This is a genomic window from Bradyrhizobium sp. WSM4872 (assembly GCF_055811715.1).
Map to the genome: position 1 here is coordinate 1 of NZ_JBVVPT010000039.1, position 20,076 is coordinate 20,076.

General features: G+C 57.2%; 15 protein-coding genes and 8 pseudogenes. 17 read left to right on the forward strand and 6 right to left on the reverse strand.

The features are described from left to right. Positions 1-194, reverse strand: a pseudogene (locus AC0L3C_RS32705) (peptide transporter); the annotation flags it as partial. 640 nt (positions 195-834) lie between these two features. On the opposite strand from AC0L3C_RS32705, the pseudogene AC0L3C_RS32710 reads away from it, so the two are divergent. Both AC0L3C_RS32710 and AC0L3C_RS32715 read left to right on the forward strand, forming a co-directional pair. Beyond that, a pseudogene (locus AC0L3C_RS32710) lies at positions 835-1,566 on the forward strand (outer membrane protein). A 211-nt stretch (positions 1,567-1,777) separates the two neighbouring features. Continuing rightward, complete coding sequence (locus tag AC0L3C_RS32715) at positions 1,778-2,119, forward strand: transposase DNA-binding-containing protein (protein WP_438744166.1); 342 nt, start codon at positions 1,778-1,780, stop codon at positions 2,117-2,119. Between the two features lie 207 nt (positions 2,120-2,326). Here AC0L3C_RS32715 and AC0L3C_RS32720 read toward each other — a convergent pair. Further along, positions 2,327-2,917, reverse strand: a pseudogene (locus AC0L3C_RS32720) (IS5 family transposase); the annotation flags it as partial. Positions 2,918-3,351: 434 nt separating this feature from the next. Between AC0L3C_RS32720 and AC0L3C_RS32725 the strand changes: the two are divergent. The 10 genes and pseudogenes from AC0L3C_RS32725 to AC0L3C_RS32770 all read left to right on the forward strand — a co-directional run bounded on the left by AC0L3C_RS32725 (position 3,352) and on the right by AC0L3C_RS32770 (position 12,635). Further along, entirely contained in the window at positions 3,352-3,489 is a 138-nt protein-coding gene (locus AC0L3C_RS32725) for a hypothetical protein (RefSeq protein WP_317245085.1), read from the forward strand. Positions 3,490-3,510: 21 nt separating this feature from the next. After that, a pseudogene (locus AC0L3C_RS32730) lies at positions 3,511-3,711 on the forward strand (malonate decarboxylase holo-[acyl-carrier-protein] synthase); the annotation flags it as partial. Positions 3,712-4,112: 401 nt separating this feature from the next. Beyond that, positions 4,113-4,985, forward strand: a complete 873-nt coding sequence (gene panB / locus AC0L3C_RS32735; RefSeq protein ID WP_473410035.1) for a 3-methyl-2-oxobutanoate hydroxymethyltransferase — start codon at positions 4,113-4,115, stop codon at positions 4,983-4,985. 14 nt (positions 4,986-4,999) lie between these two features. Further along, positions 5,000-5,851, forward strand: a complete 852-nt coding sequence (gene panC / locus AC0L3C_RS32740) for a pantoate--beta-alanine ligase (protein ID WP_473295519.1) — start codon at positions 5,000-5,002, stop codon at positions 5,849-5,851. A gap of 570 nt (positions 5,852-6,421) precedes the next feature. Continuing rightward, on the forward strand, positions 6,422-7,204 hold the full coding sequence (locus AC0L3C_RS32745) for a YggS family pyridoxal phosphate-dependent enzyme (RefSeq protein ID WP_473410036.1): 783 nt from the start codon (positions 6,422-6,424) through the stop codon (positions 7,202-7,204). A gap of 1,050 nt (positions 7,205-8,254) precedes the next feature. Continuing rightward, positions 8,255-9,383: pseudogene (locus AC0L3C_RS32750) on the forward strand (8-amino-7-oxononanoate synthase); the annotation flags it as partial. Between the two features lie 393 nt (positions 9,384-9,776). Beyond that, positions 9,777-10,409 (forward strand): dethiobiotin synthase, encoded by a 633-nt coding sequence (bioD, locus tag AC0L3C_RS32755; protein WP_317245079.1) that lies wholly within the window; start codon positions 9,777-9,779, stop codon positions 10,407-10,409. Continuing rightward, positions 10,406-10,687 (forward strand): annotated as a pseudogene (locus AC0L3C_RS32760) (aminotransferase class III-fold pyridoxal phosphate-dependent enzyme); the annotation flags it as partial. The gene bioD and the pseudogene AC0L3C_RS32760, both read left to right, overlap by 4 nt. A gap of 576 nt (positions 10,688-11,263) precedes the next feature. Next, complete coding sequence (locus AC0L3C_RS32765) at positions 11,264-11,449, forward strand: hypothetical protein (protein ID WP_317245078.1); 186 nt, start codon at positions 11,264-11,266, stop codon at positions 11,447-11,449. A gap of 613 nt (positions 11,450-12,062) precedes the next feature. Beyond that, complete coding sequence (locus tag AC0L3C_RS32770) at positions 12,063-12,635, forward strand: GNAT family N-acetyltransferase (RefSeq protein WP_473410037.1); 573 nt, start codon at positions 12,063-12,065, stop codon at positions 12,633-12,635. Here the strand turns inward: AC0L3C_RS32770 and AC0L3C_RS32775 are convergent. Both AC0L3C_RS32775 and AC0L3C_RS32780 read right to left on the reverse strand, forming a co-directional pair. Beyond that, positions 12,580-12,705, reverse strand: a pseudogene (locus AC0L3C_RS32775) (ATP-binding cassette domain-containing protein); the annotation flags it as partial. The gene AC0L3C_RS32770 and the pseudogene AC0L3C_RS32775 sit on opposite strands and share 56 nt — an antisense overlap. Positions 12,706-12,883: 178 nt before the next feature. Continuing rightward, positions 12,884-14,025, reverse strand: a pseudogene (locus AC0L3C_RS32780) (diaminopropionate ammonia-lyase). Here AC0L3C_RS32780 and AC0L3C_RS32785 point away from each other — a divergent pair. Next, entirely contained in the window at positions 13,969-14,142 is a 174-nt protein-coding gene (locus AC0L3C_RS32785) for a hypothetical protein (RefSeq protein WP_473410066.1), read from the forward strand. The pseudogene AC0L3C_RS32780 and the gene AC0L3C_RS32785 sit on opposite strands and share 57 nt — an antisense overlap. Before the next feature lie 384 nt (positions 14,143-14,526). On the opposite strand, the gene AC0L3C_RS32790 is transcribed toward AC0L3C_RS32785, so the two are convergent. Together AC0L3C_RS32790 and AC0L3C_RS32795 are read right to left on the reverse strand one after the other, a co-directional pair. Beyond that, positions 14,527-14,964, reverse strand: coding sequence for a MarR family transcriptional regulator (locus AC0L3C_RS32790; RefSeq protein ID WP_473410038.1), 438 nt, complete (start codon positions 14,962-14,964; stop codon positions 14,527-14,529). Between the two features lie 64 nt (positions 14,965-15,028). Further along, the gene (locus AC0L3C_RS32795) at positions 15,029-15,190 is read right to left on the reverse strand and encodes a hypothetical protein (protein ID WP_473410039.1); all 162 of its coding nucleotides are present in this window, start codon (positions 15,188-15,190) and stop codon (positions 15,029-15,031) included. A 454-nt stretch (positions 15,191-15,644) separates the two neighbouring features. Here AC0L3C_RS32795 and AC0L3C_RS32800 point away from each other — a divergent pair, with 454 nt between their 5' ends. From AC0L3C_RS32800 to AC0L3C_RS32815, 4 genes are all read left to right on the forward strand, one after another. Continuing rightward, positions 15,645-15,827, forward strand: a complete 183-nt coding sequence (locus tag AC0L3C_RS32800) for a DUF6894 family protein (RefSeq protein ID WP_473410040.1) — start codon at positions 15,645-15,647, stop codon at positions 15,825-15,827. Positions 15,828-16,138: 311 nt separating this feature from the next. Then, positions 16,139-16,771: a hypothetical protein gene (locus AC0L3C_RS32805; protein ID WP_473410041.1), complete on the forward strand. Its 633-nt coding sequence runs from the start codon at positions 16,139-16,141 to the stop codon at positions 16,769-16,771. 157 nt (positions 16,772-16,928) lie between these two features. Continuing rightward, positions 16,929-18,251, forward strand: a complete 1,323-nt coding sequence (locus tag AC0L3C_RS32810; RefSeq protein ID WP_473410042.1) for a DUF2235 domain-containing protein — start codon at positions 16,929-16,931, stop codon at positions 18,249-18,251. Between the two features lie 1,446 nt (positions 18,252-19,697). Continuing rightward, a complete protein-coding gene (locus AC0L3C_RS32815; protein ID WP_473410064.1) occupies positions 19,698-19,982 on the forward strand; it encodes a PilZ domain-containing protein in 285 nt (94 codons plus the stop codon). The last annotated feature ends 94 nt before the right edge of the window (positions 19,983-20,076 follow it).

The window sequence follows — 20,076 nt, forward strand, 5'->3', positions numbered from 1 at the left end:
ACCGTAACGGCCAGCGCAAAATAGAGATCAAACCACAGCGCCGAGGCCGACCAGAACGTCGCAAGCCCGACCGGCTTCTCCGGGGCTTGAAAGAGATTGCCGGCAAATACATACCAAAACGCCATCGCCAATGCCGTCCAAAGAATTGACGACGCAAAGAACAACTTTGGTCGAGGGAAGAATGAAACGAACATACTCGCTGTCCTTTATCGACTCAGAACTTCAGCTCAGAAGATGAACACACCGCGGCCGCTGGCCACCACCGGTCGGCAAGCGTTATCGGCGATCTGGGCATTGGCGGTGTGGTAGGAAGCCTCGGGTGGAGAACGGCTCGCTCAACCAATAAGCAAAATCCTTCGGGCCGCATCCTGCATCCGCCGAGGGCGGAGGTTGTGTTTCGCATGCTCTGTCGACGCGGGACACAGCGGCATCTGCGACGAACGGGTCAGCATCTGCAGGACATTGATTCAATCGAATAGTCATCTGATCTCTCGGAGCCAGTGGGTGCAACACGAGCATGGTCGTAACGGGGTCTTTAGTGGCGGCACGGGACAAGAGCAAGAGTTTTGCAAACCGCTTCATTCTTCTCACTTGCGGTGTGGCTTGCGACGATCTGACTTGCGTGCGCTTACTCCGCTGAAATCAGCGGTCGCAATCTATGCTCGCACCCGAAGGTGGATTGCGACGCTGTTGGAGATGATCTGCAGCGCAACCTGACGCAGCGTTCGGTTCACGCATTTCTTTCAGCGCAAATGTTGCGATGCAGTTACAGCAATTCGCGCGGACGTTGTTACGACGCATGAGGCTCGGGGCACTGAAGAGATGAGAGTAGAAATGAAAAACTTATTGCTTGCGACTGTGAGCATTGTGGGGCTTGGCGCGTTGGTGCCCGCATTCGGCGCGGATCTGGCTGCGCAGCCGGCCAAGCCTCTCTACACCAATGCCCCGCGGCCGTCGCGGCTGCAATCTACGGCTGGAGCGGCTACAACGTCGGTATGAACGGCGGCTTGGCCTCAAGCTCGAATTGCTGGGATTCCGATGGCGGTAAGCCTGAGGGCTGTCATGATGCGACCGGCGGAAGCGTGGGTGGCCAGATCGGCTATCGATGGCAGATGGGCCCGATCGTGCTTGGTCTTGAAGGCCAGGGGAACTGGGCTGATTTGACCGGCTGGAATCCCAGCGCTGCTTTTTTGGATATCAACCAGACCAAGATTGATGCGTTCGGCCTGGTAAAGGGCAGATCGGTTATGGCTTCGACAACGTACTGCTTTAGGCCAAAGCGGCGCCGCGGTGACGAGCAACACGTTTCGGATCATCTGGACGACGGGCGAGCTGGGTGGAGAAAGCAAGCACGTTCTTTGGGGCGGCGCGTTGGCAGCCGGTATCGAGTACGGCTTCGCACCGAATTGGTCGGTTGGGTCCGAGTACGCACACCTGTTCATGCGGCCTGCCATGGTCAGCTTCACCGAGCCCGCTGGTGGGATCGACCGCGTCCGCCAAGATTTGGATCTTCTGACTGCACGGCTCAACTATAAGTTTGGCGGCCCGATTCTTCTCAAATATTGATCTATCGTTCAAAAGGTAGATAAGGCCTTGGCCCATGGGCCGGGGCCTATTTTGGTGCGCCAGGCATGGCGCGGAGCGCCGCGACTGGCGCGGTTGACCGGCTTTCAATTGTGCATAACTTTCTCCGCTTGAGCTGATCCGCCGATCAGCAAAATCTTGAAGAATCACTTGTGATTCCTTGCTGAGCACCTGATGCGCGAGGGGGTGCTCTATGGGGCTCACATTGAGGGATCGATCGGCAAAAGGCCGTTTGCGATTTGTAGGCGGTGAATGTTGGATTGATCGAGAGACTAGTGGATGCCAGTCTAGGGACGCGCGGCTCGGCGACAGATTCCGCTGCTCACGCAGATTGGAAGCGCCATCGGACAAAGTATTCCGCTCGTCTGCCAATTGGGCGAATACCAAGGCAGCTTATCGCTTCTTCTCTAATGACCAGGTCAGCGAAGCGGACATTCTGGCGGGCCACTTTCAATCGGCGCGTGAGCGCACGATTGCCGCCGGCGGTCCGGTTCTAGTGCTCGATGATACGACCCAGTTCAGCTATCAAAGATAGAACTCCGACCGATCGGAATCACGAAGAGCATAAACAGCGGCCGGGGACAAGGCGGGCTGCCTGAGCTCGCACACGGTTTGCGGCATCCTGATGCACTCGAGCCTGGCGGTGACGACTGAAGGGCTCCGCCTGGGCTGGCCGCCGTCAAATTCCGGACCCAGAAGAAATTCAAGGGGCCGCCGCGCTCAAGAAGACTAGGATCCAGATTCAATTGAGCCAATATGCGACGAGAGCGGCAAGATGCGCAGCGGCCAAGAAATTCCGGCCGAGCTTGTCGCACCGCGGGGCGATGCGCCGGAAGTCCTTGAGCCTGCAAAAGCAGTGTTCGAGACGTTTCGGCCTTTGTAGGCGCATTTGTTGAAGCGCTGGACGACAACACGGTTACATTTATTGGGGATTACGGGTTTCGCGCCGCGACGAACGATTTCGCCGCGAAGCTTGTCGCCGTCATACCCTTTGTCGGCGAGGAGCGCACTGATAGGTGGCGCGAGCGCCAGGACATCGGGAGCCGCTGCGATATCGACATCCTGGCCTGCCATCAGATGCAGGACGACCGGCCGGGAAAGGGATTGCTCAGCGTATGGAGTTTCGTCGTGCGGCCTGCGCGCGAGCGGCCGATTGCTTGATTGTGCTCCCCCCTTTTCCGTCGGACGCACACCGGTGAGCTTTAACCGAGGTCAAATCGAGCTACAGCACAACACCATCTTCGCCAGGCTTGGCCAGCGGTTCGAAGATTGCGCACCATCGTCCTCGCTTGGCCCAGCGATGAAGCGATTCGTAGATCGTCGTGTAAGGGCCATTGCTGTGGAAGGAAAATAGAAAACAGCAAGTGTGAATATGGTTGGCTGCGTCAACCGATCGGCGGAGCGGCGAGGAGGCGGTTTGATCGGCCGCAGTTCATCGGGCCGTTGCTTTCGCTGCAACAGGGTTAGGGTTGGTGGGGTATAGTATGTTGCAAGCCCTAGTCCGCCCTGAAGGAAATTCAGCAGTCCGTCGACCGTTCGAATACGCCAAGCACGACGCTGCACGGTCCTGTGAAATATCCGCGACGTGCCGCTAAGTCCCGATCTATCTCAGTTTAGGCAGGAGCCTCAAAATGTTCGACGACTGGCCTTGAGCGGCCAGGCGAACAGCGCCGGCCACGCAGCTGTGTCGGTTCTTGCACAATCGATGTCACCGCTTGCGCGCCGCAGCCGACCTGCAGCACCAGACCATTATCCAGGCGCCGACAAATGCAAAAAATCACAAGCCAGAAGAAGTCTCCGCGTGCATTAGTCGCGGGTGCCATGCAGATCGCACGTCTGCTACAACATCCGGTAGATGCCAGCGCTGACGAATCGGCGGAAGAAGAACGCGATCGCGGTCATTGACTTGCGGGTTGGTCGGACCTCGACCTGCTTTGCAGGGTGGCGGCAACCAAGCTGGCCAGCACCCTGCGCTCTGACATCGCCGACATCGCTCGCCAAGCGCTGATGCGGCTCGACCAAGAGATCATCTGTGCCGCGGGCAGCCTGCAATGGCGTGAGCCAACAACCGCGGAAACGGACGAACTCCTAGTGAAGCGTCAAGGCGGTGTCGACAGCATGACGTGAGTCGGCGGGACCACTGACCCGGACCCCGACTGACCACAGCTTCACCTTTCCGCCACTGGAAGACCATAAGCTAATCGCAGCGCTTCGGCACGACTAGATCAGCGCACCCTGCGTCGTCCCGTGCGCTCTCATCTGGAATGGCTCCGACCGCCCCAGCGCGGCGTGACACAAGGTGCTTCCACATGACAATTTGAATTTTGGAAGTTCTTGCTTGGTGGTCGCGCGACCATTGGAATGTTTGTGTACTCGGTCGCGACCTTGGAGACGTATGTTTTTTTCTTCCTTTCACGGTTGACAGTTTTCTCTTGTCCTCCATACGAAAGCATGGTCCCAGTTTGCGCGTAATACTCGGCCGCGTCCAATCGGATTTCCCTTCGCCTAGTTGATGGAACGTATCGAAAATGAGCCACGCTTCGGAAGTGTCAGTTGAGCGGGTCACGATCCCAATCTTGCAGCGGTGGAAGCAGGAGCGGCGGCGTGTCACCATGACCACCGCCTACGATGCGGTTACGGCAGGCATCGCCGACCCCATCGTCGACATCATTCTTGTGGGCGACAGCGTTGGCAATGTCTGTCTCGGATTCGACAACACGTTGCCGGTCAGCATGGCAATGATGAACCATCATCTGGAGGCTGTTGCACGCACAAGGCCCCGCGCCCTGCTCGTGGCCGATCTGCCGTTTCTTAGCTTTCACCTTGGTGCGGAGGAGACGATACGCAACGCTGGAGGGTTCCTGCAGCGAGGCGCAGATGCTGTGAAACTCGAGGGCGGGGCCAAGCGCGTGGAAATGGTGCGTGCCTTGGTCGATTGCGAAATTCCTGTCATGGGCCATCTCGGCCTCACCCCGCAAAGCGTCAATGTCATGGGCGGATTCAAGGTGCAGGGCCGGAACGCCGATGACGCTTTACGGCTGCTCGATGACGCTCACCGTCTGCAGGAGGCCGGATGCTTCGCGTTGGTGCTTGAAGGCATTCCGGCCGAGCTAGCCCAGCGAGCGACCGAATCGCTATCGATACCAACCATCGGAATCGGCGCGGGTCCCGACTGCTCGGGCCAAGTGCTCGTATTCCATGACGTGCTGGGGCTAACCATAGGTCATCGGCCCAAATTCGTTCGCGCTTATGCAGATGGTTTTCAGATGTTACAAGAGGCGCTCTCGCGCTGGGCTGCCGATGTCCGCACCGGTGCGTTCCCGGCGCCGCAGGAGTGCTATAGGCTTCCTGAAAGCCTGAGTGACATTATCGCAACCTGGGCTCCTCCCAACCCAACCTGATGTAAGGTGCAACGATGCAGACGATTACCACGGTCGCTGAGCTTCGTCGTGAGCTAGCGAAGGCTTGCAGCGCGGGCAAACGCGTCGGGTTAGTGCCTACAATGGGGTATTTGCACGATGGCCATCTGGCCCTGGTCGAGGCGTGCCGAGCGCAATGCGATGTCACCGTCGTTAGCATTTTCGTCAATCCGGCTCAGTTCGGACCAAACGAGGATCTCAGCAGCTATCCTCGCGATTTCGTGCGCGATGAAAAATTGTGCCGCGACGCCGGTGTTGAGATTGTGTTCGCGCCGGGTGTACAGGAAGTCTATCCGGCTCAATTCGAGACCTTCGTCGAGCCGGGCGAACTGGCGAAACCACTCTGCGGGGCTTTCAGGCCTGGGCATTTTCGGGGCGTGGCGACCGTCGTGTGCAAGCTGTTCAACATGGTGCATCCGGCCGTCGTGTTTTTCGGGCAAAAGGATTTTCAGCAATGCGCGGTCGTGCGTCGCATGGCGACAGATCTCAATCTTCCCATCAAGATCGTCACCGTGCCAACCGTTCGGGAACCGGACGGGCTCGCGATGAGCAGCCGCAATCGGTATCTCAGCAAGGAAGAACGTCGGCGAGCCGTTGCCATCAGTCGTGGACTGTTCGCCGCGGCGGAAGAATTCCGCGCAGGAGTGCGCGAGGTGGAGAAGCTGATTGCGATCGCCGAGCGGCAACTTGAGACAGTTGATCGGCTGCAATATCTTGAACTTGTCGACGGTGATACGCTCAAGCGCGCCGAGAGTCCCCTGCGGTTTCCGGCGGCGCTCTGTGTCGCAGCCTACGTTGGTTCGACCCGACTGATTGACAACGTCCTACTGGGACTACCAACTCCGTAGCGCAATTCAGAACCAAATCGATAAACCTATCTTCTCGTCATAATCCACGGGTCGGCCGACCGATTCACCTGTTCAGGCCGTGGGCCCAACCCAGCGATTTGAGACGGTGCAGGTCCGGGATTTGAGCGTCGGGCATCCGCGACCCTTGTTCCGCCGACGCAGCGCAAACCTTAGCATCTGGATGTGGGTCGGACATGGATTTAGCGATGAAGGGCTGGGTGCGCAAAGTTCAAGCCGCTCAGCGTCGTCAGACCAGAACTGCCCCGATTTTGAACGAATATGAACCTTACTCGTGAGTGGAGGGGCGTGAATTGTCTCTCCCGAGCAGCACAGAACTTTCCGTGCTGTCCTCCCTGAGCCAGAGCGGCGAGTTGGGCGATGGCGGATCGCGAGATCCGGAGCGCCTTGTCTGGGATTAGGATCGTCCCTATGAGGGGGATACGGCCTGGATTATGCGTCGATGTGAGAGGTTCTGACGAACTAGCCGGACTCGGCTCTGCTTTATGTGCTACCGAAATCATTGGCCTTTGCCATGTCAAACACCATGGACGTGGAAGCGAGGAATTCGCGATGTCGCAGATGAATAGCGCCCGATTCACGGACGATCCGCGCTCGTTATTGCGCTCCAACCTTGATGAGCTTGAGCAGCGCATAAATGGGGCTTGTATGCGGGCTCGCCGCAGCCGTTCAGAAGTTCGTGTTTTGCCTGTCAGCAAGACCGTACCCGCCGCGATTATCCGTATCGCATCCGAACTCGGCCTTTGCGAGTTCGGCGAGAACAAGGTCCAAGAGGCGGAGAGCAAGGTCCGCGATTTGGCCGACCTGTCGTTGAACTGGAGTATCATCGGTCACCTCCAGACGAACAAAGTGAAATCGATGGTCAAGTTCGCGAACGAGTTTCATGCGTTGGATACCTTGAGATTGGCCGAAGCGCTCCAGGCCCGCCTGAGCGCCGAAGGCCGGCATCTCGACGTGTTCGTCCAAGTCAACACCTCGGGTGAGGTGAGCAAATACGGTCTGCTGCCCCACGAGGTAGAGGATTTTGTTCTTCGGCTGTCCGACTATCCAGCCCTTGTCCCTCGCGGCTTGATGACTCTCGCCGTCCTGAGCGGAGAGGCGGACAAGGTTCGCGAATGTTTCAAGTTGCTGCGCGGGGTTCGAGACGCACTCCGCGATAGAACATCGACGCGACTTGATCTCCTCTCAATGGGGATGACAAGCGACTTCGAGATAGCAATCGAGGAAGGTGCCGATGTCATAAGAGTTGGTCAGGCGATATTCGGACCTCGGCCGACCAAGGACGGACAGTATTGGCCAGGGCTTCCTCTCCCCACCAGCGCGCTATCCGAGTGAGGCCGCGGGACCTGCCGCGAGTTCTGTTTCGTCCGTCGCCTGCCAACAGCAGAGTAAAATCACCACACCAATGCTACCAAGTCGCCCCGTCACGATCGGCATGACGCCCCTTGTGAGCTGACCAGGCTCGATGGCGGACCCACTTTAAGTCGACACGCCGGAGCCTCGCCGATTGCAGGCGGGCCGCCCAACGGAAAACACGGCAAATTTCTCCGCGACCAGGAACACTAAGGTGCGCCGCGAGGTTCTTCTGCGTCTGGGATAGGGCTTGCGGAGTTCTCTTCCATGGTGAACGCCTCGCGCAACTGTCTCCGTGAGCAGGGCTCGGTGGGTCACTGAGATATTCGATTGTTAGCCTGCCCTAAAGATACGTTAGGGTGCTGGCTTCGCAGAAGCAGGGATTTGCCGTCCCATATCGATGAGCTCGAGCGCTCCATCTCTTGACGCCCGCATCAAATCGAGCGCACGCGCGTGGCCGGGCAACGAAGCCGCCGCGCCGAATATAATGGCACACCGGGTTCGCATTGGGTGAACCCGGACGGGGCAATGTCCGGTGCGTGAACGCAACGCTACGATGCGTTGCCGCAATCAAAACCCCAAATTAATTGATGCCCTGGGTCGAGGTTAATTCTGGAACCGAGATTCGAGCGTGCAAGCGAGCAGGAACCTTCTGCTTTTCAGCCTCCGCGCCCCACCGATCAAAATTCATGGTTTGCCGGATCTTATCGCTAGAGCATTGGACATGACACTGGACGTGCAAGAGATGGACTGCGAGAGCGCCTGGAGAAGCTCTACGCGAAGTGCCGCCCACGGCGTTTCGCTCGTTTTGAACCAGAGCGGAGGGAAGCGAGACCGCTGGCGCGCGTGAGCGAACTCTACGGACGCTCGCATACGAGTCGCTTGACGAGAGGGAGGCAAGACCTTTCAAGCCGCACGTTGTGTTCGTCGATCGAGAAACTCGCATTCTGCCAGGTCGAAGCCAAGAGGCCGATAGTTGAGCTTGCTCTAGGCGGCCAACAGACTTTCTTGCGCGATCCTGGGAGTTGAAGAGTGACGTTAAGCCTTGCGGTCAAAGTTGCCGACTATGTCGCGCAGTTGCAGGCCCTGAACGAAGACGACCGTCTTCGCTGCCTCAAGCCGCGCAGTGGGGCAGATTTCACATCGAGAATGATTATTTGGCGCTGGCGAGCGCGCCGCGCATGAAAAAGGCTGTCACGGCCACGCTCGAGGCGGGCATCCCGGTCGGGGCCGGCGGGTCGCGGCTCCTGCGTGGCAATTGCGAAGAACAGTCTAGGCGGAAGCAGCTCGGTTCTTTGGGGCGGAGGCGCGCTTTTTTTCCCGCGGGCTATCTCGCAAATCTTGCAGCCTGACAACGCTGCCCCAGCGGGGTGATCTGCTTGTTCTCGATTCTCTTGTGCACGCAAGTGTTCATGAAGGGGCGCGTGCTGGCCGGGCCGAGTTTCCTCTAAGCGCCCACAATGATACTCAATCGGTCGAAAGCACAATTTGTGACTGGCGGGCCACGGGTGGAATGGGCCGCGTCTGGATCGTGGTTGAAAGTGTCTACAGCATGGATGGCGATTTCGCCCCGCTCAAAGAGCTGATCGCGATCGCGGATCGATATGATGCGTTTGTCGTAGTGGATGAGGCCCATGCCACGCGCGTTTACGGGGAGCAGGGTCGAGGGCTCACCGCGCCTTATGAAAGGCGCGAGAACCTCTTGGTTGTCCATACCTGCGGCAAAGAACTGGGAGTGGCCGGGGCGCTTGTCTCGTGGCCTCGGGCGTGCTGCGCGACTTCATCGTCAATCGTTGCCATCCATTCATCTTCGCCACCGCGCCCTCACCATTGATGGCCGTCGCCGTGCGGGAGGCACTCTTCATCCTGCGGGAGGAACCAAAGCGACAGCAGCGGCTGGCCAAGCTGATCGCGTTCACGCATCGAGAGATTGGCGCGCCCAGTGGGCGAAGTTCCTCGGAGTCGCAGATCGTGCCCTATCCTGGGCGACAACGCGCGTGCGATGCGGCTCGCATCGAGACTGCAGGCGCGCGGTTTCGATATTCGCGCAATCCGGCCGCCGACTGTGCCGGCGGGCACGGCTCGTCTGCGAATTTCACTGACGCCTGCGGAGGCTGACGTGCGTGCAATGCTCGATGCTATGTTCGAGGAGACAAGAGATGGAGCTCGAGCAACAGGTCGTGGTGACCGATGCGGAGTACCGGATGAGATAGACGTTTTTGCGGCCGGGCTCACCCATCTCTTCGGTGCAATCCTGCTGCGAACCGATTCAGGCCGGCGTGGCAATAGGCAGTGAAGGGGCTCCAGAACTTAGACGCCTCTCGTGCTTTGCTCAGGCAGACCCAGAAGCCTCGAGGCTTGTGAGATGAAAGCTTTGCAATCTCCTGATTAGCTGCGGAATTCGGCAACGACCTGCCCAGCATTGCGGAAATTCGGCTCAGAGTCCGGGCAACATAGGACGCAAAGATGAAGACTTCCGGCCGACCAAGGTCGGAGCGGACAAGGTGCGTTCAGGGCTCGGCGCGTTTATTGAAGAGACGAGAGGTGAAGCTCGATGAGTCAGCGGATCGTGGTGACAGGCACAGACACCGGAATCGGGAAAACGGTGTTTTCCGCGGGCCTCGCCGATCTCCTTGGCGCCAACTATTGGAAACCGATTCAGGCCGGTCTCGAAGGAGAGACTGATGCCGAACTTGTCGCGCGGCTCGGCGGTCTCTCGCCCGATCGCATCATGCCGGAGCTTTACCGACTTCGCACTCCCGTTTCGCCACGTCAGTCCGCTGAAATTGACGGAGTTCGCATTGAGCCAGATTCGCTCAATGTGCCAGACACCGGGGAGCGACCGTTGGTGATTGAGGGCGCTGGCGGCCTGATGGTGCCGCTCAGGGGCGATACACTCTACATTGATGTGTTCGAGCGATGGCGACTTCCAATCGTGCTTTGCGTGAGCACGGCACTTGGCACCATTAATCATTCGTTGCTGTCGATAGAGGCTCTGCGAAAACGCCAGATCCCCATTCTTGGGATAGCCTTCATTGGGGAACCCAATCCTGAGACCCAGATCGCAGTTCGCGAGATTGGGCGGGCGCGTTGGCTAGGGCGATTGCCCTGGCTGTCTCCCCTCGCGGCAGACACGCTGCAGGCCGCGTTCAAAACCGCTTTCCATGCCGATCAATTCAAGCAATGACGACGAAGCCGAAGTCGCCGATCTGGCACCCGTTCACACAACATGCGCTCCAAGAGGAGATGACAAAAGTTGTGCGGGGAGATGGCGCTTATCTCCGCACCGCTGACGGTCGCCGAATTATCGATGCTATATCATCCTGGTGGGTGGTGACCCACGGTCACTGCATTCCACATGTCGTGAGCGCCAACCAGGAACAGGCAGGCAAGCTCAACCAGATCATCTTCGCAGGCTACACCCACGAACCGGCGGAGGAGCTTGCTGCGCAACTCTTGGAGCTCGCAGGGGGATCATTCTGCTTCACGACGCCAAGGCACATACCGCTGCGATGAAGCCCGCCTTCCTACGGTACCTGCACGACAATGGCTATCACGTCGTTCAACATCGTTCCGACGGCGCCGCTGCAGAGGAATGCCGATACGCCTTGATGGCGGAATGTCACGATGGCGCAGATTGGATATAATCCCGAACCAACTAAGCCGTCCTTCATGCTAGCCGGTGCAATGATGAAGGCGGAATCGCGCCTGAGCCGGCAAGCTCCCGTCATAGGAATGTAGGAAAGTGACGTAAGTCACTTCAGACGTCTGCCTCATCCGTGCCGTTTACGCGCCGACAGGAGTGGTAGGCGCGCATAGCCGCTACGAATCGTCCTCGTGCAGCACTTCCTGATTTTGGGATGGCAGAAGCCTACCGCTTATGCCTGAGCGATCTTCCGCGACGTTCTCACGGAGTAACGCGTGTCCGCAAGCATAGAACAGTCTTTCAACAAACAGATCGTAAAGTGATCCAAGTGAACGATAGAAACGTCTCGCGCGATACGGCCCGACGATGCTCTCAAAGCATTTAACGGCAATGCGATGGCAGGCGGTGAACCCGGCTCATCAGGACGGGATGTTGTCTATTCGAAGAACACGAGAGAAGCCGGCCTCAATCGCGAGCTCAACGACCAAGTTGCACGCGTTCGTCGGGCGTCCGTGATGTTCTTCATCGGCGCGGCAACAAATGGCGCGTCCGATGAGAAATTAGAAAAACTGATTATCTAAACACTACCGAAAACAGTGTGCCATGGACTCGCGTGTTCCACGATTCTCTGAGAGCATAGATGCCAGCAATGACGGCGGTAGGGACGCTCATGATCCCCAACAACAGCTTCGACAAGGTGAGTAATTCAGTTATTCCCGCGGACGGATGAGCGTTTTTTCCGCCACGCGCGCAACCACCGTCATGGGGCCGTCAAATGTGATTGATCGAGACTGGATCCGGCAAATCGCGGGTCCGCCTGCCGTTCGAGCTTTCTACGAGGGGGGAGAGTAGACCCTAATCCGTGAGCCTGTTCGCAAGCGGTTAGCCTCGCTCCTGTAACGTCCGCGCATGAACACGATCCGCCCGATGTTGGGCGACACGCAAGTCCAAAGAAGAGAGAGACTGCTCCGTGCGATCATCACGATGTTCGGCAAGTTATCTTTCGAGTTTCCCAGATATTTTAGCTTAGCTAGGAGCGACACAAAGACGCTATCACCGCGGTGTGAACTAAACGTCATCTGACCTTCAACCCTGCGGCATATCTGTTTTGGATCGGGTGCTGCGGCAGGCTCCTGCCCCGATGCCGCCGCTGGACCAGGTCGTACATTGGTAAAACTTGAAAGAGGATGTGACATGGTGACCACGCGTGAAGTCTCTAACGGCGACGCTACAACGGTGACTCACATGGTTGCCGCCCTACTTGCCGAACTTGAGGGCGGACAAAAGCAGGGCGGACCAGATACCCAGCTCGTTGTCGACCTCTTGGCCATGAAAGAGCGCGTCCATGGGTTTTTGGCCTTCACGGAGTCACGCCCGGTCGGCCTCATTATGTTGTCGGAAAGCGTCGCCCTTTTTGCGGGCGGAACCTACGGTATTATCACCGAACTCTACGTGGTGCCGGATCAGCGGTCGTCTGGGGTCGCGATGCGTCTCATTGAGGCTGCGGTGGGCCTAGGGACGGTAAAAGGCTGGGGCCAGCTCGAAGTGGGGGCGCCGAGGCAACCAATGTGGAGCCGTAGCCCCAACTCAGCATTATACCTGAAGGCCGGTTTTGCAGAGATCGGGCCACGCCTCAAGTTGCCGTTACACGGCTTACCTGGTCAACGTGCGAAACGTGATGCTGCGGGCAGCTCGCGGTTAGATCCTCGGCAGCAACGCGCACTGAGCCGCTTTCGCTCGGATTCGACTTCTGCGAGATTTGCGTGAGCGTCGATTTGCCGGCGCCCGATTGACCCGCGATGAAGTTTGTAGTGCCGGGTTTGAGTCCGGCCGACAAGTCAGAGAGAACCGGCGCATCTCAAACCCCTCATTGTGAGTGAGCCAATCCGCGTGCCCAGCTCGAAGGGACATGAACCCCTGCGCGGCGATGAGCCTTCTGTAAGGGCGGAACGCTGGCCAGTGTCCCAAGGCGTACGGATGGGACGGGCTTACGAAAGGCTCACGAGCTCGCCCCATCAGTTGACCGGTTTAATATTCTTCGAGGTCACTTGCGCTGGCGTCGCACCGATGAGCTGTTCGTACAGGAGAGGATCTGTCGCGCCCTCGGTGTTGATCAGAAAGACCCGTGCATTGGGTCAAAGACCGACCTTGCCACGCAAGGTCAGGTCAGAAGCAGCCTTCAGTAGTGCTGCGAGGCCAACACCACCATTTTCGCCTGCAACGACAACGGGATCGCCATCCTCGGATTTGCCAGTCGTTTCATCACGCTGATTGCGTCCTCGTCGTCGACAGTCATAAAAGCATCCGCCGTGCGCGAAAAGATGCGCCAAGCGACGAGCGAAGGCTCGTAGCATTCGAGCATCGCCGTCACGGTCGGTTGCCCATGATCTACCTTGACAGGATGACCGGCGCGCGCGCTTTCGAAGAGGCATGCTGCCCGCGAGGGATCGACAACTGTGAAGAAGGGGCGGTGTCGCCCAACAGAATTGATAGATGTCCAGCAACGGCTGCGGCGATGCCACCGACGCCTGCCTGGAGGAAGACGTGCGTCGGCGGCTCCGGCAACTGGCGTAGTGCTTCGCTCGCAAGTGCGGTATATCCCTGCATTACAAAACGTGGGATCCGCTCATAGCCGGGCCAGGACGTGTCAGACACTGTGATCCATCCTTCTTGTGCCGCAACTCGCGATGCTTGGACGACAGAATCGTCATAGTTGCCGTCGACACGGATCATCTGCGCGCCAAAGCGGGCGATGGCGGCGATGCGCTCGTTGCTCACGCCTGAATGAACGAAGATGACGCATTTTGCGCCAACGAGCTGGGCACCTTGGGCAACTGATCTGCCATGGTTGCCATCCGTGGCGCAAGAGACCGTCATACGTCTTGCCACGGTCTTTACTTCAGCTGTATGCAGCTCGGACGCGTCAAGATGGCGACCGAGCTGCCGAGTTGCTTCCTCGAGCACCAGGGCATTCACTGCATAGAACCGCCTAAGGCTTTGAAACTCCCAAGCCCGAGACGTTGGCCTTCGTCCTTTAGATGGATCGAACCCCCTCCAATCTCGCGGGCAGAGCCTGGCAAAGAAATAAGAGGGTTTCCTTGTGACCATCGCGATGGTTGAGAAGCCGCTCGACCTCCTGAGCTGCTTCGAGGCTCAACGTGTCGGCGTCCGAGGCATCGAGGGGCGTGCGATGGTCGATGGGCTGTTTGAGGAGAAACATGGTTTGGCTTTTCTCGGGAGCGCTTTGCATGGAATACTTCAGTTAGGAAAATAAAGTTCCGCCTTCTGGAATCATTTTTTGCAAGATTCATACCCGAGGGAGAGCTCCTTGATCAGCTTGGACCCTCGAGCCGAAAGTCGCAAACGATACGGCGCGTTCTGCAGCATAGAAAAATCGCCCTATTGGCGTCATACCTGGCAGCGGATCGGCTGCTTCCTGAACCTGTCACAACCAGCGGGCCTTCGGTCGTGAAGACCGACCACAACCACCTTCCCCACGGTTCTTTAAGAAAATCTTGAACATGGGAAATTGATTAGACATGAGCAAGGCACAATTTTCGAAAGTTGTTTGTTTTTGGTCCTAAGAACTCCAGAGCGACTTTCAAGCGAGCTTTCTTTAGGCGATTCCTGGGTGCTGTGGGCCTGTCAGCGAACTCGGTCAGTTCGCTACTGCCGAAATCACCAAAAACAAATTCGCGAGTGCTTCCTGTTGTGCGGCGACGCTCGCGAGATGCTTGAAAGTCTTGTCCGTCAGCGACATCTTTACGACCCGGCCATTGCGTGCGCAGGGCTTGCGCCGCAGGAAGCCGTTTTTCTCGAGCAGCTTTGATTGGCTCGTAACGAACGAAGGCTCAACGTGCATCAATTTGGCCACGACGTTGACCGGGACACCGCCTTCTCTGTCCAACTCCGTTAAGGCCATCAAGATCATCCACTGTGGCCCAGTAATGCCAAGTACATCGCCGCGGAATTGGCGAAGTTCCTCCAGACACAAATTGATCGATCTGATCTCCCACGTGAATCGCCGGACCACTTCCTGAATCTCGGCAGAGCTACCGGCGAGCTGTCTTGCGGGGCTGGGTAAATCCGGCGGCATCGTCTGTCTGTCTCCACTTAAGCAGATTTAGGGACAATGCTGTCCGCGCGAACCCAATCAAACTTCACAGCGCGCTCAGATCGTCGGGGCTCTTCGTCAAACTCCCGATCAGCTTGGCGTCGCTTGAACCGCCGATGGCTGGGTCGTCGTAGCGGTTAAAAGCGACGCGACGAATCCCAGCTTGCGCGAAAGCGCCGCCAGCCGAGACCACAGCAGCGTTCTGCATAAAATAACTAGACGGCTTCGCCGACCATATCGCTTCATCGAAATACGCGTGCGCGCTCCGCCAGCTGGCCTAGGAAGGCTGGACAACGACCGCCATGCTGCGCACCCCGCAGACCGGCCGATCCGTCCGCCGCAAGATCCGGGGCCGCCCTTCGAAGATGTCTTCGGCAAAGCGCTCGCGCTGGCCTTGCAGACCCCAAATGCTTCGCAATTTTCGGACAATCAGTGTGGTGAAATCCGTCGAAAGAAGCGCTCGAACGCGGAATTTAAGCGTCAACGCGGCACTCGTTGCATTGATCAATATCGACCTATCGTTACTGTACAGCATCGAACGTCGCCCTGTTTCACGAATCGACCGTTGCGTAGTCCCAATTGGCGGTGCTCGGTGCCCCGTGCCCAGCGTGGTATACGTCTGCGAGAATCCGTTCACGTTTATGTTCGATTGGAGTTCGCCCTTGGGACGTTTCTACTTTCACCTACGTGCCGGCGACGAGATTACGCTCGATGAGGAAGGAACAGAGCTGCCGAATTTATCTGCGGCTGAGGGTGAGGCCGTATTAACCGCGCGCGAGCTTCTAGCTGAAGGGATCATGAGCGGTACGCCAGAGGTGTCGGAGGTTTTGGTTCATCGCAGATGAAGTGGGCGACCGCTCAGTACCGTACCCTCGCAACCGTTCTGCCGAGGCTCTTAAAGAAGTAGGGTGCTCAGTTTGCGGTCTGAGCATCACCCCGATACAATTGCCAGTCCCCAGTATCCTTATTGCAGAGTTATCGGCCTGCCATAGGGCACCGCCGCGCGCCAAACGGCTGGTGATGGTACGACCAACAGCAAGGCAACCGAGCGCCGGATCGCGCGGAAGACTATTTCTTCAGGCGGACGCCCCTTCAATCTCCGAGTCGTGATCGGTTATGCCTCGGTACATGCCAATCAAGTTCTTGACGGATGGAGATGATTGCGCTTGCAAGAGCAATTTTGACGACAGCATTTGTCCTGGCGAGTTTGCCGGTTCTAGCCGCCAACTGCGATCCGACAGACGTGCAGAGCAACATGGACTCTTGCAGGGACGCCTGCCGTTCATCAGGTCATCAACCTGAATGCAACGGCAGCGGCACCATGGATTTAACATCTCAAAGTAATGACGGCGCAGTCGTCGTGCTCGGTTTCGAAGTTTGTCATCCCGACCGAAGCGGCAAGGATAAAGCGAAAGATGAAGTTATTGAGACCTGTTACAACGCAGATCATCCTACAGTCGTCAAGATTGCCTGCGCTGTCTACGGGCAGTGTCGGTCCCAGGCACCTCCGCCAGTCCCCACAATTAAGAGCACCGACTTCAATCTGAAAATGTTCACCGCCAGTGGCAACAGACAGGCGGTTATCGCCGAATTTGATATCGCCGGTACCGGTACGTTCCAAGGGATGACGGTCAACTATCACAGGCACGGCAAAGTCTTCACTCTTATGAACACGTACGCAGTGGGAGTGATACCTTCGATGGGAAATTTCACATCAAGGTCACTGCCTATGACTGCACCGTTCGTGATGCCTCGAAACATACCTATGAAGTCGCTGGCTCTGTTTTGATTTTGACGTCGCCGTAGAAATGGCGTGCTAAAAGTAAGCGCTGGCTCATCTATTTCGATGCGATGGCGGTGACAGCCTGCGTTCGGGAACATTACCTAAGTAGAAACTACCAAATCTGACTGCATGACGCGGGCTGAATGAAACTCGGAGTCACATCATGGCTATCCGCTCTGCGATTGTCGGGATCTTTCACTCTAGACTCTGGCGGTTGATCGAGAGAGGAGCGCACTGGCTCGCCGTCTTGCTTGCCATCGCGGCCATCGGCTGGATCTGGGTGCGCCCTGCGGAGAAAAGTGGCGGTCAGCCGAACTTTGCAGGCGCAGAACAGCAACAAAAGCGCCTCGTGAGTTTCCTCGACGGCACATGGAATAGCATTGACAGCAACACGAACGTTTGGCGCATGCGGGCGCTGTGCGCAGGTAAAGGCAAAGATGGCAAATCCCAGATGGTCTATTACGAGACCGGGGTGAATGGTTTTCTTGGCGGCGTGTTCGGCCAGGGGCTGGATGAAAATATCCGACTGGCTTACGAGTGGCTTGTCGAAAACTATAATGATGGCGACGAAATCTACATTTTCGGATTCAGCCGCGGTGCCTTTACCGCCAGAAGTCTGGCTGGACTTGTCGCGCTCGAAGGCGTCCTGAAAGCGGGCTCACCTGTCGGCCTTGGTCAACTGTTTGCTCGCTACCAGAAGGGCAACGAAGAGAGCATCTGGACACTGAAGGACAAAGAAGCGGCGGGAGACGCAAGTAAGCTAACACCCGAGGAACATTCCCTACTCAGATATTCACAACCCGCCAAAGTTAAGGTGGTCGGCGTGTGGGATACGGTCGGATCGGCTGGTTTGGCCGCGGGGGATATTCCGCACATTAGCCGCTCACAATTTGGCTATCTGCAAACGGGATTGTTCCTGCCAATCCAAAACGGGTACCACGCACTCGCTATCGATGAGCACCGTAACGACTTCGCTCCCACGCTGTGGACCATTCATCACACCAAAGATGGAAAAGGGCCGCCGATGCGCCCGCTTGCCGCCGTTGAACAACGATGGTTTGTGGGTGCCCATGCCAATGTCGGAGGCGGCTATGAAGACGATCTGCTCAATCAGGCTCCGCTGCGCTGGTTGATGCAGAAGGCGGAATTGCACGGGCTTTCGTTCCGTTCAGAAGTCACGCTCGATGGAGATGCCCTGAAGGCGCCGGTCATGGATTCGTATCACTCATTCGCCGAGGGGTTCTACGCGCGTGTCACACCTGCTCTTTACAGGCCTATCGGCCCAGAGCCCGAGGTCCGTGATAATGGCACTCACACCAATGTCAACGAGACGATCGATGTCAGTGTCTTTCAAAGGTGGCGCGCCGACCCAAAATATCGTCCACAGAACCTCGTCGAGTGGTCACGGCGCAGGAACGTTGATCCTGCTCAGCTGCAGACTTCCGTACGGGCTGACGATCCTCGCATATCGGTGCCCGACCAATAGGGTTCGCCTAATTGATCCAAAACTAATACTGGCAGCCGAATTCGAATCGGCAATCGCCTATTTGAAAATGAAGGGCCTAAATCTGTGGAACAGGATGTAGGTGGTTTGAGCCCACCCAACTGTACCAAGGCTGCGGATAACTCCGCGCGTTCTCAGCATCTTATTGATACACCACGAGGATTTGCGCGGCCTAAATACAAAAGGCTGCACAAATGGCGTTACGAATGGTTGCGTTGAATAGGATTGCTGACGATCGTTGGTTTGCTCGCAAGGTCATTGACCTGCCGAACTTTCATCCATTGGCGATGTTCATGAGATTGCCAAGTCGCACATACCATACTCTTGCCCACCCCATTCACCCGGCGCTCCGGTGGACACGGCTGCGCAATCACGACGGTTAGGCGTCTCGCCCCTCGTAAGGCGCCGGATTAGCCAGGGCTGAAGATCAAGCAGAGCAGGATCGCCGCCACGACCAATGTCCAACCGATTGACGTGGCGAGAGCCCATACTTGGATTGGCATCGAACGAACTCTCCCGACGACACTGCTGGCGGGGGACAGCGGCCTCTTGAAGTTACCTCAAACCCTGTTCGAGATAAAAGCCCTTACTTGGGGACCCCCAGAATCAAAAGCCGGACTCGCTACTTGTGAAGTCAAAAACGATTTCAGACCTATGATCTTTCGCCCGTGCCTAGACTACTGTAGAGGCGTCCATTGCGCGCAGAGGGCGATCGAAAGTGAGTAGTAGCAATCGGCGCTCAAATTGGACGGCATCAGCCTAGTTGTTTACGAAGCCAGATGGGCTTCGCGTCGCGATTGTGCCGCGCCCAAGACGTCGCCGCGTTCGACAGTCCTGCTCTGCATCTGAACGCAGGTGCTCTACTCTACTGCCGATTAGCGATCGCGTCCCCTTACGCGCCACAGGGTTGAACGGTGCGGGAATGCGGCGCACTGCTCGCTGATCGTGCTGGAAACCAGCGGCCCATTGGGAGACCAGCAGGAATTATGCGCCGTATTTGAATAATCTTTCATGATGAGCCGGCGAACCGAGGAATTACCTGATCTCTACTCCTCGCCAAAATTGAGCGCGTTCATGGGCATTGTTGATCTTGTCAGCAGCAGCTTCTGGTGCCGTCGGCAACTGGAGTTGCGCAACTCTGCTTCCGCTCGTCTTCACGTAAAGTGAGTTGGTCGGTCGTGTTGCCATCTTTGTAGACGTCAATCGCTGTGGTCCCGGAGCTTCTCCAACTACGTCGCTCAAACCCGCACGAACCATCTTCGGAAAGTGGTGGCGAGAGCTGCGTCCGCTTTCAGTATCTTTGCTATCGTATCAAGCCGACAGATATTTTGCCTCTTGGTAGTTGTCATTTTCATTTGATTGCAGATGCGAGGCCAGATGAGGAGCAATTTGACTCCGCTTCGCCCGGTCTGGACTGAAAGCCATTGGATGTGGGATAAGCGAAAATCAAAGCGCGTTCACTTCGAGCACGAGTACCGGGCAACCCTTTTAGGTCTAGACGGCACGTGGCGGCGCGATTGCATTCTCATCGACGTTTCCGACACCGGAGCACGCCTTCGAATGCATGGATCGACAGACGTGCTCAAAGCTCGCCAGTTCTTCCTGCTGCTTTCAACCGTCGGATTAGCTTACCGACGATGCAAGTTGATTCGACTGGACGGCTCGGAAATCGGGGTCCAATTTGTAACCAACCGGAATATTCGCCCGGGCTAATTGCCAGAGAAACCAAATCCGGTTCGAATTGATTCAATGAGGAGGGTCGTCCTCCCAACTCACTCCTGAATCGACGCTACCTGGCAGCAGCGAT

What these genes read in the sequence shown, in the direction of transcription:
- AC0L3C_RS32815 (WP_473410064.1), top strand. Translation starts at nt 19,698, where the DNA reads ATGTGGGATAAGCGAAAATCAAAGCGCGTTCACTTCGAGCACGAGTAC.
- AC0L3C_RS32765 (WP_317245078.1), top strand. Translation starts at nt 11,264, where the DNA reads ATGGCAGGCGGTGAACCCGGCTCATCAGGACGGGATGTTGTCTATTCG.
- AC0L3C_RS32725 (WP_317245085.1), top strand. Translation starts at nt 3,352, where the DNA reads ATGCAAAAAATCACAAGCCAGAAGAAGTCTCCGCGTGCATTAGTCGCG.
- AC0L3C_RS32770 (WP_473410037.1), top strand. Translation starts at nt 12,063, where the DNA reads ATGGTGACCACGCGTGAAGTCTCTAACGGCGACGCTACAACGGTGACT.
- panC (WP_473295519.1), top strand. Translation starts at nt 5,000, where the DNA reads ATGCAGACGATTACCACGGTCGCTGAGCTTCGTCGTGAGCTAGCGAAG.
- AC0L3C_RS32810 (WP_473410042.1), top strand. Translation starts at nt 16,929, where the DNA reads ATGGCTATCCGCTCTGCGATTGTCGGGATCTTTCACTCTAGACTCTGG.
- bioD (WP_317245079.1), top strand. Translation starts at nt 9,777, where the DNA reads ATGAGTCAGCGGATCGTGGTGACAGGCACAGACACCGGAATCGGGAAA.
- panB (WP_473410035.1), top strand. Translation starts at nt 4,113, where the DNA reads ATGAGCCACGCTTCGGAAGTGTCAGTTGAGCGGGTCACGATCCCAATC.
- AC0L3C_RS32805 (WP_473410041.1), top strand. Translation starts at nt 16,139, where the DNA reads ATGATTGCGCTTGCAAGAGCAATTTTGACGACAGCATTTGTCCTGGCG.
- AC0L3C_RS32790 (WP_473410038.1), bottom strand. Translation starts at nt 14,964, where the DNA reads ATGCCGCCGGATTTACCCAGCCCCGCAAGACAGCTCGCCGGTAGCTCT.
- AC0L3C_RS32745 (WP_473410036.1), top strand. Translation starts at nt 6,422, where the DNA reads ATGTCGCAGATGAATAGCGCCCGATTCACGGACGATCCGCGCTCGTTA.
- AC0L3C_RS32715 (WP_438744166.1), top strand. Translation starts at nt 1,778, where the DNA reads ATGGGGCTCACATTGAGGGATCGATCGGCAAAAGGCCGTTTGCGATTT.
- AC0L3C_RS32795 (WP_473410039.1), bottom strand. Translation starts at nt 15,190, where the DNA reads ATGCAGAACGCTGCTGTGGTCTCGGCTGGCGGCGCTTTCGCGCAAGCT.